The sequence below is a fragment of the Janthinobacterium sp. GW822-FHT07H10 genome, from assembly GCF_058798675.1.
In genome coordinates, this window is sequence record NZ_JBXAKS010000001.1 from 677,684 (window position 1) to 693,236 (window position 15,553).

Annotated in this window: 12 protein-coding genes; all 12 read right to left on the bottom strand. The window is 56.6% G+C overall.

The window, feature by feature from the left end; genetic code table 11:
* Positions 1-434 precede the first annotated feature (434 nt).
* Complete coding sequence (locus tag AC1RDJ_RS03090) at positions 435-1,670, bottom strand: lipopolysaccharide biosynthesis protein (RefSeq protein WP_493026452.1); 1,236 nt, start codon at positions 1,668-1,670, stop codon at positions 435-437.
* A gap of 101 nt (positions 1,671-1,771) precedes the next feature.
* The gene (locus AC1RDJ_RS03095) at positions 1,772-3,679 is read right to left on the bottom strand and encodes a polysaccharide biosynthesis protein (protein WP_071322162.1); all 1,908 of its coding nucleotides are present in this window, start codon (positions 3,677-3,679) and stop codon (positions 1,772-1,774) included.
* A 101-nt stretch (positions 3,680-3,780) separates the two neighbouring features.
* Positions 3,781-4,341, bottom strand: a complete 561-nt coding sequence (locus AC1RDJ_RS03100; protein ID WP_071322163.1) for a sugar transferase — start codon at positions 4,339-4,341, stop codon at positions 3,781-3,783.
* Positions 4,342-4,351: 10 nt separating this feature from the next.
* The gene (locus AC1RDJ_RS03105; protein ID WP_071322164.1) at positions 4,352-5,290 is read right to left on the bottom strand and encodes a UDP-glucose 4-epimerase family protein; all 939 of its coding nucleotides are present in this window, start codon (positions 5,288-5,290) and stop codon (positions 4,352-4,354) included.
* 377 nt (positions 5,291-5,667) lie between these two features.
* Positions 5,668-7,332, bottom strand: a complete 1,665-nt coding sequence (locus AC1RDJ_RS03110) for a heparinase II/III family protein (RefSeq protein ID WP_493026453.1) — start codon at positions 7,330-7,332, stop codon at positions 5,668-5,670.
* A 52-nt stretch (positions 7,333-7,384) separates the two neighbouring features.
* Complete coding sequence (locus AC1RDJ_RS03115; RefSeq protein WP_071322166.1) at positions 7,385-9,508, bottom strand: bi-domain-containing oxidoreductase; 2,124 nt, start codon at positions 9,506-9,508, stop codon at positions 7,385-7,387.
* Positions 9,509-9,533: 25 nt separating this feature from the next.
* Positions 9,534-10,328: an AglZ/HisF2 family acetamidino modification protein gene (locus AC1RDJ_RS03120; RefSeq protein ID WP_493026454.1), complete on the bottom strand. Its 795-nt coding sequence runs from the start codon at positions 10,326-10,328 to the stop codon at positions 9,534-9,536.
* A 1-nt stretch (position 10,329) separates the two neighbouring features.
* Positions 10,330-10,944: an imidazole glycerol phosphate synthase subunit HisH gene (gene hisH / locus AC1RDJ_RS03125; RefSeq protein WP_493026455.1), complete on the bottom strand. Its 615-nt coding sequence runs from the start codon at positions 10,942-10,944 to the stop codon at positions 10,330-10,332.
* Complete coding sequence (locus AC1RDJ_RS03130; RefSeq protein ID WP_083411622.1) at positions 10,941-12,089, bottom strand: N-acetyl sugar amidotransferase; 1,149 nt, start codon at positions 12,087-12,089, stop codon at positions 10,941-10,943. The genes hisH and AC1RDJ_RS03130 overlap by 4 nt, the downstream gene beginning before the upstream one ends.
* Positions 12,090-12,132: 43 nt before the next feature.
* Positions 12,133-13,167 (bottom strand): acyltransferase family protein, encoded by a 1,035-nt coding sequence (locus AC1RDJ_RS03135; protein ID WP_083411623.1) that lies wholly within the window; start codon positions 13,165-13,167, stop codon positions 12,133-12,135.
* Positions 13,164-14,354: a hypothetical protein gene (locus tag AC1RDJ_RS03140; protein ID WP_493026456.1), complete on the bottom strand. Its 1,191-nt coding sequence runs from the start codon at positions 14,352-14,354 to the stop codon at positions 13,164-13,166. The genes AC1RDJ_RS03135 and AC1RDJ_RS03140 overlap by 4 nt, the downstream gene beginning before the upstream one ends.
* The gene (locus AC1RDJ_RS03145; RefSeq protein ID WP_493026457.1) at positions 14,305-15,549 is read right to left on the bottom strand and encodes a hypothetical protein; all 1,245 of its coding nucleotides are present in this window, start codon (positions 15,547-15,549) and stop codon (positions 14,305-14,307) included. The genes AC1RDJ_RS03140 and AC1RDJ_RS03145 overlap by 50 nt, the downstream gene beginning before the upstream one ends.
* Between the last annotated feature and the right edge of the window lie 4 nt (positions 15,550-15,553).

Genomic DNA, 15,553 nt, shown 5'->3' on the forward strand with positions numbered 1-15,553 from the left:
CCGACCTACAGCACATCAATATGTATCGCTGTCGCCTGCGCCGCTCGCCACACCGCTTTCATGGCGTGGCCGCACGCTAGCTGCCCAATTGCCGGGATGGCGCTGGGTACTCGACGCCGGGCGCATGCGCCCGCCAGAACCGTCTTGAGTGCAACGCTGGGAGGGTTCCCACCCTGGCGGTGGCATAGCCCTAAATTTACTATGGATTTCCCTGGTGACTGCACCGACTTGCGCGCCATCGCACCGGCCATGCTGATGCCGATGCGATGCTGCGTTTTTAGATTTTTTGCGTACCAAGGCTGCTGAATGGCGGAGGGGGAAATGGGCAGGCAGAACGCCGTCAGAGGATCATTGACGGCGTTTGTTGACCAGTCCGGCATTCCGGACTGGGCGGTTTCTCAGTCAATGAATACAATCCCGCTGAAGACGTATTCCTAGTCCGAAAATCGCGCGCGATTCACCGACCACCATTGCAGCGACAGCGCAATCAGGCAGGCGAGGAAGAAGCCAAGCAAGGCACTTGCCACCACTGCTGTAGACAGGCGGGTGGTACGGTTTTCCGGCAAGCTCGGGCCGGCGATGAAGCGGCTTTTTTCCAGGTACAGATTGATCGAGTTCTGATTGTCGACGGTAATCTTGTTGTACACCTCTTTGACGAGTTCGTCATTCAGGTCCTTGCTCTTGAATGCGCGTTCCTTGCTGGCTTCCAGTGCGCGTAGCACAGCTTCGCCGGATTTGTTGGCATCGAGTTGTGCCTTGGCGAGGTCGTAATAGTCACGCAATAGCAGATATTGTTGCTGTTCCCGTTTCGCCTGGTAAATGGCTTCTTCCGTTGTACTGGCTTCGATTTCGGTGGTCATCAATTGCGTCACGGGCGACAGATAACGTGAGTTTTCATCCGTCACCGTGACAACTTGAGATGCCGCCTGCGCATCGGCTTTCGGGTAGCGGGCGACTATGTGTCTGAGGTCGTTGATGCGCCGGCCGTATTCGGCCAGTTTCTGTTTACTGGCGATGATGTCATTGTCCAGTTTGGTGATTTTTGCGGTAATTTCCAAATGCTTGAAGCGCAGCGCATCGGTATAAATCAGGTAAACAATCGTATCCACGGTGTAGCGGCCCAGTAGGGCGACCGTACGTTGCGCTTCTTCCGGCGTACTGGCGTCGTAGTCGATGCGCAATCCGATCACATTGTTGCTATTCTCTTTCGGCTGCTCCATCAATTCTTTTGCATCGAGCTTTGTGAAAGGGAAAATTGGCTCGATGATGGAGTTCAATCCTTTTTCGCTGGTGATGGTGCCGCGCAACTTGCTGATGCCCGGGCTGTCGTTGAGCTTGGCTGCGTTCACAAAATCATCGAAGCGACCACGGCTGCCAAATGCTGCCGAGTAGCGCTTGTAGTCGCTCAGAACGATGCCGGGAGGGCCTTCCTTGCCGTCTTTGGCCCTTTTCTCTGTTTGCAAGGGGATAGGGCCACCAAATTGCAGAACTCCCTCACTCTTGTATTTGGCTAAATACAGTGTGCTACCCACACCCAGCGCAATGCTGGCCACAGTCACGCCGATAATAAGGCGGCGGGCACGCCATAGCGTGCTCAGCAGGTCGGTCAGGGAAATCAGATTTTCATCGCGTTCTGCATTTTGTTGGGTGAACTCTTCCTGCTTTTTCATGTGGTTTCTCAAATTATGTATAGATGGATGTATGTTCAAAGGAAGGCATGCCGGCTCTTACCCTGGGGCGGCGGGATGCCCTTCCATGGCTTTCGGCGCAATTAGGGCAATGCCGGCGCCTTGTTCTTTTCGGACCAGATCAAATCTTCAATTCCGCACTGCGGCGTGTATTCCTTCACCGCCTTCAGCAGCACCGTCCGCACCTCTTCATAGGCGAAGCGCTTGCAGGCATTATCGAGTTCGTGCAACAGTAGTTGCAATTCCGCGTGCGGTATTTCGGATTCCTGCGCGCGCATGATCAGCGGATGCTCGGTCCCTTCGACATTGTCGCCGATGAGCAGTTCTTCGTATAGTTTCTCGCCTGGGCGCAGACCGACATGTTCAATTTCGATGCCGTCCGGGGCCGACTTGCTCTTTACTTCCAGCCCGCTCAGATGCACCATGCGTTCGGCCAGATCCATGATTTTTACGGGGGCGCCCATATCGAGCACAAAGACGTCGCCGCCTTCGCCCATGGCGCCGGCCTGCAGCACCAGTTGCGCCGCCTCGGGAATCGTCATGAAATAGCGCGTGATTTCCGGGTGGGTCAGGGTGATGGGGCCTCCCGCCATGATTTGCTTGCGGAACAGCGGTACGACCGAGCCGGAAGAGCCCAGCACATTGCCAAAGCGCACCATGCAAAAGCGCGTCTTGCCGCGTTCTTGTGCAAAAGCCTGCAAAATCAGTTCAGCCAGGCGTTTCGTCGAGCCCATTACATTTGTCGGACGCACTGCCTTGTCGGTAGAAATCAGGACAAAGCATTTGACCCCCGTATCCATCGCCGCCTGCGCGATGCTCATCGTACCAAAAACGTTGTTGCGCACGCCTTCAATCGGGTTATATTCCACCAGTGGCACGTGCTTGTAGGCAGCGGCGTGGTAAACCGTTTCCACCGTAAAGGTGCGCATGATCATCGTGCATTTTTCCGTGTCCAGCACGGAGCCAAGGAAGGGCAGCAGTTCGAGATCCAGGCCATGCGTATGCTTGAGTCCCTTCAGTTCCTGCTTGATCGAATACAGCGCAAATTCAGACATTTCCAGCAGAATGAGCCTGGAGGGTTGCAGGCGGATGATCTGGCGGCACAGTTCGGAACCGATCGAGCCCCCAGCACCAGTCACCATCACCGACTTGCCGGTAATGCAGCTGGCAACCAGGTGCAGGTCCGGCGCCACCTGATCGCGGCCCAGCAAGTCCTCGATTTCAATGTCGCGGACATCCTGCAGGCGCTGCTCGCCACTGACAAGGCTTTCGACTGGCGGGGTTACCTTGATCTTCACCTTGAATACTTCGAGTTTGTCGAGAATGCGTTTTTTCTGGCTTTGCGTCAGGGACGGCATGGCGAGCAGGACTTCACTGATATTGCGCTTGGCGATCAGTTCGGCCAAGTCGGACGGCGCGTATACCTTGATCCCCGCCATGGTCGTGCCCCTGAGCTCTTTCATATCGTCGATAAAGGCCAACGGCTGATACTCATGTCCGGCGCGTAAGGCAGTTGCCAGCTGTGTGCCTGCCTTGCCTGCGCCATAGATGGCAACCCGGACGGCCTTGTGCTCTGCATTGGCCTGCAGCAGGAAGCCGCGTGCCAGGAACCTGCTTGCGACTACATAGGTGATGGCACTCACCCAGTAAATGCCGAAAACACCGCGGGAAAGGCCTTGCATATGCGTCAGGAATGCTCCCATGGCGACCAACAGCGCCACTGAAATCGTCACGCCCAATAAGATGACGTAAACGATTTTTTGATCAATGAAGCGTATGACGGCGCGATACAAACCAAGGCGGATAAAAATGGGGATCGAAATCAGCGGTGTCGCCAAGATAAGCCATAAATATTGGCGAAATAGATTGTAATCGACGACGTCATAGCGCAAAAGAATGGCAAGGGAGAATGTCAGCGGCAAAAGAAATAAATCCGCTGTTGCCGCTATCATTTGCTTGTGGAAACGCGATATATCAAGAAAGGATTTCATTTCACTATTGTATCGTGATGGTGTTGTTAAGCAGGGGTATTGTCATGCTGCCCCGCTCAGTAATATGGCAGCAAGGCGCACATCCAGGTGAGGCAAGTACCTTAGTGCGTTACGCCGTCTCTGCGCACGACCTTCAGGAAGGTCAGGAGAATAATCTTTATGTCGAAGAAAAGAGACTGCCGCTGCATATATTCGGCGTCAAGCTTTACTTTGTCCGGTATTGCCAATTCATCACGTCCACTGACCTGGGCCAAGCCTGTCAAGCCTGGCAGGATGGTGCTGACGCCATGCTGTGTGCGTAGTTCAATGAGGTCTTGCTGGTTAAACAGGGCTGGGCGGGGCCCCACGAAACTCATGTCGCCGCAGAGAATGCTCCACAATTGAGGCAATTCGTCGAGACTCGATTTGCGCAGGAATGGACCTGCCGGGGTCAGGAACTGTTTTGGGTCGGCTAGCAAATGCGTCGCCACGGCCGGGGTACCTGTGCGCATTGTACGGAATTTGGGCATACGGAAGATGCGATTATGCCGTCCGACCCGGTCGGACCAGTACAGCACCGGCCCCGGTGACGTCACTTTGACCAGTACCGCGACGAGGATAATCGGTGGCAGCAGTACGATGAGCGCGATCAGGGACAGAGTGAAATCGAAGAACTTTTTCATGTTGGAGCCGTTAATGGAGGGATAGAAAAGCGGAGGCAGTCTTGTGCACCGCTTCAGGCAGACTCACCGCCGGCAACCAGCCCAGGGTTTGCTTGGTGTGTGAAATGTCCACCTGCAGTGATTCCAGCAAGCGGCGTGCCTGCATCGATTGGCCCAGCAATGTGGCGGCGAATGTCAGGCATGACACCGGCACAGGAAGCAGCCAGGAGCGCTTGCCCATCGCCGTCGATAGCATCTTGAGCAATTGTCCGATGCTGACATCGCAGTCATCCGAAACCAGGAAGGTCTCACCCGCCGCCCTGGGGTGGGAACTGCAGAGTATGAGCAGGTCAACGAGATTGTCCAGGGCCACCATGCTGCGGCGGTTATGTACGGCTCCCAATGGCAGCGGCAAACCGGTCTTGGCCAGCCGCATCAAGCGATGAAAATTGGCGCGTACGCCAGGCCCGTACACCAGCGGCGGCCTGACGATGACGACTTCCATGCCACTTTGTCGGGAAAATTCTCTCAGCGCACATTCGGCTTCATGCTTGGACTGGCCATAAGGGTCTTGCGGCGCGGCGGTGTCTGACGCAGTGAAGGGCTTTGCCCCGGTTGACTCACCGTTCACTTTTACGCTGCTGACGAAGACAAATCGCTTGACGCCCTGTTGCGCGGCCTGTCGCGCGAGGTTCATTGTTGCTGCAACATTGATTTCCCGGTAAGCAGCTAATGCATCCGTGGCGCTTTCCTGCATGACGTGCACCCGGGCTGCCAAATGAATGACAACGGAACAAGATTCCAGTGCTTCCGCCCATTTCGTTGTCGCGCTCAAATCACCGATTGGGAATGTGGATGGTGTCAGTTTTGTCCGCGCGGCCGCGGAAAACGGGAGTTGGCGCCGCGCCAGTTCTGCGCACAGCGCGGCACCGACAAAACCATTGGCGCCAGTAATCAGTATTTTTTGCATTGTTATAATATAAAATTCTTGCGGTATTCTATGACGGCAATATGATTTATTCTGTTAAACCAACGTAAGTTTTGTATCTATTTGCAATAGCATCTCATCAGTACTGGCCATGCCGGGAGATCTATTGCATGCCGATGCGGCGGCAGAGCGGTACTTATGATGCGCATCGTGCATGTCTGTTTGACCGCTGCTGTTGAAAAATACGATGAACGCAAGCCATATATGTGGCATATGTGGCCAATGGCGTGCTTGCGTCAGAAAAGGACTCGCAGCATACCATGCAACGATGGCCGCCACTTCTGTTTCCCTGGCGTGCCACCTTTTTTCTGATATCGTTTTGCTACCGATGCAACGCCGCCTGGACCGGGGGGAGCTGCCTACGTTTCTGTCGCAGGGTGCCAGCGGATTGCGCTTGTCAGTGTTGCTCCAGTTAATCGCAACACCAGGCAGCTTGTCGGCCTGGCTTGTCCGAAACGCGGGTGCCAGGTGCTTTCCACGATCTTGAGCGTCCCTCCCGTGAGTCCAAAGTCGACCAGTTGGCCTTCCGGTAACTTCAACTGGCATTGCTGCTGCGAGTTCCCATCCATGACGCGGACATCGGGATGCAAGTGGAAGTGTGCTTCCGCCTGGCCGAAGGTGCCGCTTACCGTGTCGCTCAGTTCGAGCGAACCAGGCGAGATGCGCCAGCTGCGGGTATGCAGGTTTTTTCCGGGAAGACGATGATAGCCGTCATGCGCGCAAGAGACCGAGGTCGTGTCCTGGCCTGGCTTGATCTGCAAGGCTGTGGGGCGGGCACGGCGCGCCACGCGAAAGCCGCTCCACACTTCGGACGAATCCTGCCGGTCGACGCAGACCGTGTTGTGGGCGCTGGTGCCGCGCTGGCGCAGGCGCTCAGCCTCAAGGCCATATTCCGACGTGCCGGAATTGACGAAGACGCGCTGCCCAAATAAGGACAGTTCGAATGACAGGGTATCGGCGTGGGCATGGCCGGGCAGGTAATCCGGTCCAATTGGCCCTATATCGAGCAAGGCGACTGCCTTGTCTTGCTGGATGCGCAGGTAGCCGCTGTCGGCCAGGTGATGTACGCCGTCGGGTAGGGTAGAAATACAGGCGTGGCCAAGCCGTGACGCGTACTTTTCCAGTTCCGGGGTCGGCACGGCAATATCGAAGGCGGCGTCATTGAAGAAGCTGATCTGCCGGTCAGGATGGCTCATTGCCAGCAGCCAGACGTGCATGGGACCAGCCAGGGCGCGCCAGCCACCAGCCAGCGCGCGTGCACGTGCGTCGAGAGCCGCGCCGAACGCCTGCGTCACATTGTCCAGGTCGAGAATGTCTTCGAGCGCGAGCGCATGGTACATCGTGCTGCGTTCGAACTGGCCCCCATCGGGCAGGATCTGCTCGGGAATTTCGCTGGCAAGTATGCGCATTCCCGTTGCCAGCCATTGCGCTGCCTCGGGTCCCGAAAAAAAGAGCCCGGCAAAAATCAATGCCTTTGCGTTTGCAAACAGGTGGTTGCCTAATAGGTGGATCTCCAGGCGCTTCGATAACCAGCGCACCTGGGTCGCCAGGCTGTCAAGCTCGGCTTGCGACAGAGGCGTGCCGTTCAATGCCCATTTGATCCAGTTGATGACCCGCAGCGAGGTAGGGTAAGGCTCCCAGCCACTACCCTGCCCAGGCGGATTTTCGCGCATCCAGCGCACCAGCAAGCGGTGATGTTGCGCCGCGCGCGTGGCTGCATCACCGCTGTGCAGCGTGTCGAAATAGTGCAGGTTGTAGCGCCACAGCTTGCCCACCGCGGCATCGTCCCAGCCCTGCAGCGTATCCAGGTCATGTGTTTCATTCAGGAAGCAAAAGACCGCTTCCCCCGACAGGCTGGAGGCGCGCGCCGCCGGCAGCACCCATGTGCCTGACAGTGAGCGCAGTGGCGGTGCCGGACGCAGGTCGGCACTGACTGGCCTGTACTTGAACCAGATCCGGCCATAGAACTGAATGGGTTTCAGGTATCGTAAGGTGTGCCAGTACTTGAGCGCCACGCCGTTCATCGGGGCACCCGCACGCAGGCGGCGAATCCTTCGCCTGTTCCGCAGCGCTGGATCAGCATTGCGCAGCGGCGGCAAGCGCGATTGTCACCCGGCTCACTTCCATGACTTCGTCGTAGGGAATGGGGGATTTGCCGCTGTCTTGCATTGCCGAGACGAACGCCGCCGCGCACTGCTTTTGTCCCTTGTCCTGTCGCCAAAGGTTCATTTTGGAAAAACCAGGCCATCCGAATGCCGTCAGTTTGCGGAAGTTATCCAACTGCAATACTCGGCCGCTGGCGAAAATCTCGAGCCGTTCTTTCGGGAAGGCCTTGCTGCCATTGGCCAGGTAGTGAATGGTACCGATCGAACCGTCCGCGAAACCGAGCTGTATGGCGACCGTGTCAGCGGTGGCTGCTTGCATCTTGTGTACACGGTATTCGGTAATCGGTGACCCGGTCAGAAAACGTAGCAGATCGATGAAATGGCATCCTTCGCCAACGATACGGCCTCCGCCCACCTCGTTGTCCTGGGTCCAATGCTGTGCCGGAATGGCGCCTGCATTGACGGTCATGACGAACGTCTTCGGCTCGTGCATGCTGTTCAGCAAGGATTTGATCTTTTGAACATGTGGCGCGAAACGGCGGTTGAAACCGACCATGATCATGGCAGGATGGCCGGCCAGGGCCGTGGCGCGATAGGCCACATCGATCTGCTCCAGTTCTTCCGCGTGCAAGGCCAGGGGTTTTTCCACAAATACATGCTTGCCGGCAGCGAGTGCCTGGCAAACGAGCTTGGCATGGCTATCATGGCGGGTACTGATGACGACGCCGTGCACCTGCGGATCGACGAAGACAGAATCGGTATCGGTCGTGGTGGCATGGAAGCCGAATTTTCGCCCCGCGTGGACACCCGAGACGCCATTGTTCGACACGACCGTCTTCAGCGTTGCCGCAGCGCTCTTGAAGGCGGGAATCAGGACCGCGGTAGCATAGTTGCCCGATCCGATGAAGGCCAGGCCTGCCCCGCGAGCCCCTCCGTCTGCCAGTTCGACCGTACGCTGGCGCAGTACCGTGTCGGGAACGGCCTCGTCGGATGGATATTCGAGCAAGATGCCGAGCGCCGGAGCCGTGCCTGACAACAGGGCATATGCACTTTCCGCCTGGTCGATCGTGAAGCGATGCGAGATCAGCGCGTCAACGTTGAGCCTGCCATCGGCCAGCATGTCGAGCACGGCCTCGAAATTGCGTTGTTCTGTCCAGCGTACCAGGCCTACCGGATAGTCCTGGCCCTTTTCCTCGTAGTTCGGGTCATAGCGCCCCGGCCCATAGGAGCAGGAGACCTGGAAACTGAGTTCCTTTTCGTAGAAATCGGCGCGCGACAGTTCCAGTCCCGCGACACCGACCAGCACGATGCGTCCGCGCTTGCGCGACATCAGTGCCGCTTGATGTACCGGTTCGTTGCTGGTCGTCGAGGCAGTAATAAGTACGGCGTCGACGCCGCGTCCGCGCGAAAACGTATTGGCCGCGGCCAGGGGGTCCTCGCCGGCGCTCAGATCGACGACCTCGGCACCATATTGTTTGGCTAACTGCAGCTTGGCGGGATCGTAATCTATGCCCAGTACGCGGCAGCCATGTGCGCGCAGCAACTGCACTGTCATCAGACCGATCAAACCCAGGCCTGTCACTACGACCGCCTCACCGAGAGTTGGTTGTGTGAGGCGGATACCTTGCAGGCCGATCGACGCGAGCACGGTGAATGCGGCCTGTTCGTCGGAAACGCCTGGCGGAATCGTCGCGCACAGATTCATCGGTACGCTGACGACAGCTGCGTGCTTGCCGTTCGAGACGACCCGGTCGCCCAGCGAGATGCTTGTGACGCCCTGTCCGGTTTGCATCACGGTGCCGACATTGCAATAACCCAGCGGCAACGGCTGATCGAGCTTGTTGAATACGGCTTCGAGGGTCGGTGCCAGGCCGTCCGTTTTGATCTTGTCAAGTACCATGCGCACCTTGTCGGGCTGCTGGCGGGCCTTCTCGATCCAGCCCGCCTTGCCGAATTCGACCAGCATGCGTTCTGTGCCGACCGATACCAGCGTGCGCGATGAGCGTATCAAGACTGCGCCTTTGCCCACAGCAGGGCAGGGTACCTCGGCCACGGTAGTTGCGCCTGTTTTCAGGCTTTGCAAAATTTGTTTCACTTGTTACTCCATACCTCTGAGAGGGTTAAATAGCGCTATCGTTCCGTTGGCCCGCTTTCAGGACCAGCGCGTCCTTGTCTTGACGGTTGGGATAGTTGATCAGGACGGCGCGATACGTACCCTTGAAAACAAACAGGCTGCCGGCGGCGGCGCCGATAATATCGAAGCGGCGAATCAGCTCGCTCACGTCCTGCAGGCTGCCCGCGCCGCCCAGGGCGGTCATGGGCAGCGTGATCGCGGCCCGCACGGTGTCGATCAGGTCGACATCGTAGCCCTTCATCTGGCCATCGCGCTCGATCGAGTTGATGACGATTTCGCCGGCGCCAAGTGCCTGCATTTTCTTTGCCAGTTCGGCCGGGCCGAGGCCGCTGCCTCGGCTGCCATTGTGGATGAATACCTCGTATTTGCGGAATAGGCCGCTCTTCTTGACGTCCAGCACGACTACAACGCTCTGGCTGCCAACCTTCTCGGCGGCACGGGAAACGAGCTCCGGGTCGGTCAACGCTGCCGAGCTCAATGCGACCTTCTCGACGCCAAGACCGATGATCGTCTGTATCTGCTCGACCGTCTTGACGCCGCCGCCATAGCACAGGGGCATGCGGCATTCCGCCGCCAGCGACTTGATCAGTGCATAGTCGGGTTCGCGCTTGTGCACGGTGGCATCGATATCGATGACGATCAGCTCGTCAACTTCCTTCTCGTTGAAAATGCGCACGGCGTTAAGCGGGTCGCCGACATACTTTGGGCTGCCGAAGTTGACGGTCTTGACCAACCCGCCATTCTGGATCAGCAGGCAGGGAATAATTCGTGGTCGTAACATCTTACAGCTCCGCAAAATTCTGTAACAACTGGATGCCCCATTGGTGACTCTTTTCGGGGTGGAATTGCACGCCAAAGACGTTGCCGGAGTTGACGCTGCACGTGAAGGGGCCGTTATAGTCGGCCACCGCCAGCACGTCTTCTTGCTTGTGTGGGTAGAAATAATACGAATGCAAGAAATAGAAGCGTGCGTCCGTTTCGAGGTTCTTGAACAGGCTGTGGGGGCGCTGCGGCACGACGTCATTCCAGCCCATGTGCGGCAAATGGGTCTGGTGCACCATGTGCGTGTCGTCGAAGCGCTTGACATCGGCATCAATCCAGCCGAGGCCGGGCAAGCTGCCCTCGTCGCTGCGCGTGGCCAGCATCTGCATGCCGACGCAGATGCCGATGACATGGCTGTATTCGCCCTGCACCAGTTGGTCCAGGCACTCGCGCATGCCCGATTCCTGCAGGCGTGTCATCGCCCAATCGAAGGCGCCCACGCCGGGCAGGACGATTTTTTTCGCACCGCGCAGCTCGGCTGCGTTGGTGGCAATGGTAACCGGAATGCCGAGACGTTTGTAGATGTTGGCGACGGCCAGTACGTTACCCAGGCCATAGTCGACGATGGTGATCATCGCTTGCCGCCCAGCTCCAGGCCAAGGAATTTCATGACCTTGGCGCCAAACAGGTAAAAACTTTCCTGTGACTTATAGTCTTTATAGCTTTTATTGGGGGCATCCATGTAGCTTTGCAGTTCGGCAACGGTAATCCCCAGCTTGGTGGCCACGTATTCGAATTCCTGGCGCGCCACGTCCTCGCTCAAGGCGGGCTGTTTCAGGTTTTCCAGCGCCTGGGCGCGGGTCATCTGATTGGTCACGATCAGGCTTGCATACTGAACGCGGCGGGTATCGTAGCCGAATTTCTTTGGCAGCCAATAGCCCTCATAGAAGCGCGTGAAGCGCGATTCGAAGTGCTTTTGGGGGTACGGTTGCCAGTCGAATTTCTGCTTGAGCAATTCGACAGCCTCTTCCTTGATATACGGACCGAAGTTGAGCGGACGAACGATTTTGATCCCTTTGATGTAAGGCAGGTAAATCTTGTGGCGCAAAATGGAAGTTGTGGGGAAATTTTTCAGTGCTTTCTTGCCGAAGCGGCGGTGAATATCGTGCAGCTGGATGGAATCGGATTGGTAATACATCCATTCGATGGGATTGCGGATGCACTCGGTCGACAGGTTGGCCCCGGTCAGAATGTACTTGATGCCATGTTTTTCGGCGAACTTGTACATGGTCGCGAAGAAGGCGTAGTCCTGCGGGGTATCAATGTGCGAAACGCCCGATTTGAAGAAAGCGAGCTGCAGATCGCGCATTTCTTGCCAGTCGATTACTTCGGTGTACAGGTCGAGTTTCAGGCAGTCGACAATGCGTTCGATATTATTGACAGCTTCTTGCGAGTTCCAACCTGCATCGACGTGAAATACCAGTGGACGCAGGCCCAGCTTCTCTTTCGCGATATATGTCAGGTAGGAACTGTCGATACCACCGCTCATGCCAATGATGCAATCGAAATCCTTGCCTTTGCCGGCAACCTTGATGGCGGCGGCGAGCTTGTCCAGTTCTTGCTGACCACGGGCATCGGTGTGCCAGTTCGGGGCGATTTTTTCCTTGAAAGTGGTACAGTGGTCACAGACACCGTTCGCGTCAAAGGTAATCTTTGAGTCGGACGTGTCCATCACGCAATTGGTGCAAATTTGATAATTTAACGTGGCAGCGGACGACATAATCGTTCTTATTCCTAGAAGTTGATGTTGCAATTATATTGGCTTAGTACTTGTGTTTCAAAGCGGGGCGCTCGACGACATACCAGGAAAACATCGCGGCCACGATACTGAAGACGACCGTGGCGAAGACGTTGACACCAGCGGAAAACGCCCCGGTAAACAACAGCACATTAATGATCGGCATGTGGTAGAGATAGAGCCCGTAGGAAAAGTCCGTGTTGCGGATGACGGCAGTTATTTTAGCAGGCAGTGCCAGTTGTGCCGTGCCAAACTTGAGTAGCAGCGCGATGAGCAGCAGGACGGCAACCGGATTGATGCTGTTTTCGGCATTCCGTTCATAAGTGCCGATGAAGTTCATCGCCAGCAAGTAGGCGGGAAGCAGATACTTGTACTCAAGGCGTTTGATCCTGGCAATCCACTCCTCGTTGAGTGCGATAAAGCAGCCAAGCAGGAAGATATATAGCCAAGGGGCGAATGACACGTACAGCAATTTCATGTACATGACGTTCCAGTCCAGATGTTGCCGGAAGTAAACGTTGAGCGCCAGCGATAGCAGGAACACCAGTATCAGGAAGGCCTTGGCGCGCTGGGCGAGATAGTAGATCACGGGCATCAGCAGGTAAAACTGCAATTCAATGGAAACGGTCCACAGAGCGCCATTCAGGACTCCGACTCCGAAGCCGCGCATGAATTCAGGATTGTAAAACTGCAGTATCGTCATCTGGCCGACCAGCCACATGAAGAACGATGACAGGTTCAGCCCCGGGGTAGGCAGGTAGCCAAGAATAAACACGGTAGCGGTCGAAAGCAGGATGCACACCCATAGTGCGGGGTAGATGCGCAGCACGCGGTTCTTGAAGAACGCCAGCAGTCCTTTTCCTGTCGTGCGCTGATAGGAGGAACAAATCAGATAGCCGCTGAGGAAGAAGAATGTCGGGACGCCGGGGAATACCTTCAGAACCTCGACGGCATACCCGCTGATACCGAAATGATTCAACGCGTGCACGATCATGACCTGCATTGCGGCAAGCAAGCGGATCAGATTGAAATTATTGTGATGACGTGGCGGCGTATTCATGGACTGACGACCCTGTTCTTGAGCGGATATGGCAGAAATTTTCCGCTAAGCGCGAAAAAGAAGGCGAAAAAATAGAAATCAAAAATCGTCGGGAACAGTACGGGTTCCGTCGCGCAGCGAAACAGCACGATACACAGCATGCTTCCAGCAAACGCCTTCACCGAGGGCGGGAGGCGCTTGCGCACAAGGGCCAGCGGAAAGGCCGCCAGCGCAAGCAGGTAAAGCGCACCGAAAATATGATGGGCGCGCACAAAGGAATTATGCGGATTGCCATTGAAGTCGGACTCGATACTGGTGCCATCGTAGTCGGCGCCCGTCAATGCGCTCGCCCAGTCGATCTTGTTCATGTAATCGGTCAGGATGCGCTGGCGCGGTTCGTCGATCAGCCCCGAACCAATTTTTGTATTGGCTTCGACGAAGTCGACGATATGGTCGGCAAAGTAAATCGAGACCAGGAATACGGCACCCAGGCCCAGCGCGATGCTACGCAAACCGCGCAGGTCGCGTCGCCAGGAGACATACGACAATAAATTGATTGCCACGATGGCCGCCGAAGCGAGGATGGAGCCGCGACCGTAACCGATGATACAAATAAATAAGGTGAGCGAGGCGGTTACCAGGCTAGCCTGGCGGTGGCGCAGGAATTTTAGTGCGGAATAGGTCGCCTGCATCACGATGAGGTAGGAAGTAATGCCGTTGCTGCTGGAGTCGGGAATCAGATTTTCCAGTGGGAAATCACCGAGTCCTGTGACCGAGAGTGTGGCAAGCAGCACGGTTAACGCTATCACTAGCGAGTACTTGCATGCTGCCAGCAGCGCTTCCATATTCCTGCTCAGCACGAAGGCGGCAGCCATGGACAGCAGGGAGACGCCGTAGTGCATCGGGGCCGTCCAACTGCGCATCGTGCTTAACGGTAACATCAGCGTGAGAGTGCAGAGGAGCAGAAGCATCACCCAACGCTCGAGGTTGTTGGCCGTTCGAAACATATTGGCGTTGCGCAGCACGACGCACAGTGCAACGCCGATGTAGAGCCCAACCAGCCACTCGATGCGCAAGGCAAAGGCGGCGACCAGCAGTGTCAGGAAGGTGGTGTACGCGAAGTTTTTCGCGTGCGCGGTGGTGAAGATCATCGCTGCCTTATTTCGCCAGAAAATCCAGTAATTGCAGGTATCGCTCGTCGAAGGCATCAAAGGACTCTGCCGGTCGCTTGCTATCGATATTGCGCGCGAGCCAGGCGGTCAGGCTGGCTTCCGACTCCGAGATGAGTTCGACCAGACCGGTCTGTTTATAGTACGAGTAATAGTCACCATTGAATTCATCCCTCCGCAAATTCGGGTCGAGCAGTGCCGATTTGATGCCCACTTGCGCTGCCTCGATGCAGACAGAACTGTTCCATGACACGTGCAAGTCGATATCGCGCAAAACGACGGGCAGTGGCGCCTGCGTTGCCAGCTCCCATTCCGCGTAGCCGTGCAGCGACTGGTTGAAATATTTGATGAAGTTGGGGCCTTCGTGCGTGGCGAAGCCCTGAATCTGATTCGGGTGCAGGCGCAGCAACCAGCGGTAGGTTGACGCGGTCTTGCGGATGACCTGTTCCAGTTCCTCGCCGATGAAGCCGTTCGGTATATTGGTGCAACCCCATGAAAGGCTCACCATCACAGTCTTGCGTTCATCCCGCACGGTGCGCAGCTGGTAGTCGGCCGAGAGTTCCTGCACCAGGGCGTCGTCGGCGGCCGGACGTGTAAAGCGCGCCAGCCAGCGATTGCCGATGACATTGGTGGTGACACCCTTCGGCGTGGCCCATTCGCGGATGACGTCGGCGCTTCCTTCGTCCCAGCACAGGAAGGCATTCGGCAGGTATTCGATCGGATCGGTGGCACGGAACGAGGCGCCATACCATGGATGGGTTTTCGCAATGACGCCGTGCTGGACGTCGGCCACCCACACGCCGCGCTTGTGGCAGGCCACGCACAGTTCCCGCGACGGCTGGATGCCAAAGACTTTTTTTGCCTTGGTCTGGTCGAGAATATCGCCCCAGATCCGTTCTTCCATCGCCGAATACGGGTAGGCTGCGCGCGTCAGCCGCGACATCAGGCGTTTGAGCACCAGGGCGCGGGCAAAGGCACCGTCCGGCGAATATACGCGTGCATAGCTCAACTCGCCTTTCACGGAGGAAATGATGCGTGCCACGCTGATGCAGGCGATCCCGCGCCGGTCCAGGTCGTCCTCCATGGTATCGATCAATGGCGAATAGTATTTGCCCTTGTACAGGAGGCTGCGGTCGTTATCGTGTGCGATGGTCAGTACCGGCACTTCGTCATAGCGAATTTTTTCTATCTTGAAACAATCAAGAATTATTTTTTTGATAATTGCGTAGTCCATGCTT

Coding starts and splice junctions, on each gene's coding strand:
- AC1RDJ_RS03110 (WP_493026453.1), bottom strand. CDS start 7,332: ATGAACGGCGTGGCGCTCAAGTACTGGCACACCTTACGATACCTGAAA.
- AC1RDJ_RS03120 (WP_493026454.1), bottom strand. CDS start 10,328: ATGTTACGACCACGAATTATTCCCTGCCTGCTGATCCAGAATGGCGGG.
- AC1RDJ_RS03105 (WP_071322164.1), bottom strand. CDS start 5,290: ATGCAAAAAATACTGATTACTGGCGCCAATGGTTTTGTCGGTGCCGCG.
- AC1RDJ_RS03145 (WP_493026457.1), bottom strand. CDS start 15,549: ATGGACTACGCAATTATCAAAAAAATAATTCTTGATTGTTTCAAGATA.
- AC1RDJ_RS03100 (WP_071322163.1), bottom strand. CDS start 4,341: ATGAAAAAGTTCTTCGATTTCACTCTGTCCCTGATCGCGCTCATCGTA.
- AC1RDJ_RS03090 (WP_493026452.1), bottom strand. CDS start 1,670: ATGAAAAAGCAGGAAGAGTTCACCCAACAAAATGCAGAACGCGATGAA.
- AC1RDJ_RS03135 (WP_083411623.1), bottom strand. CDS start 13,167: ATGAATACGCCGCCACGTCATCACAATAATTTCAATCTGATCCGCTTG.
- AC1RDJ_RS03140 (WP_493026456.1), bottom strand. CDS start 14,354: ATGCCTTCGACGAGCGATACCTGCAATTACTGGATTTTCTGGCGAAAT.
- AC1RDJ_RS03130 (WP_083411622.1), bottom strand. CDS start 12,089: ATGTCGTCCGCTGCCACGTTAAATTATCAAATTTGCACCAATTGCGTG.
- hisH (WP_493026455.1), bottom strand. CDS start 10,944: ATGATCACCATCGTCGACTATGGCCTGGGTAACGTACTGGCCGTCGCC.
- AC1RDJ_RS03095 (WP_071322162.1), bottom strand. CDS start 3,679: ATGAAATCCTTTCTTGATATATCGCGTTTCCACAAGCAAATGATAGCG.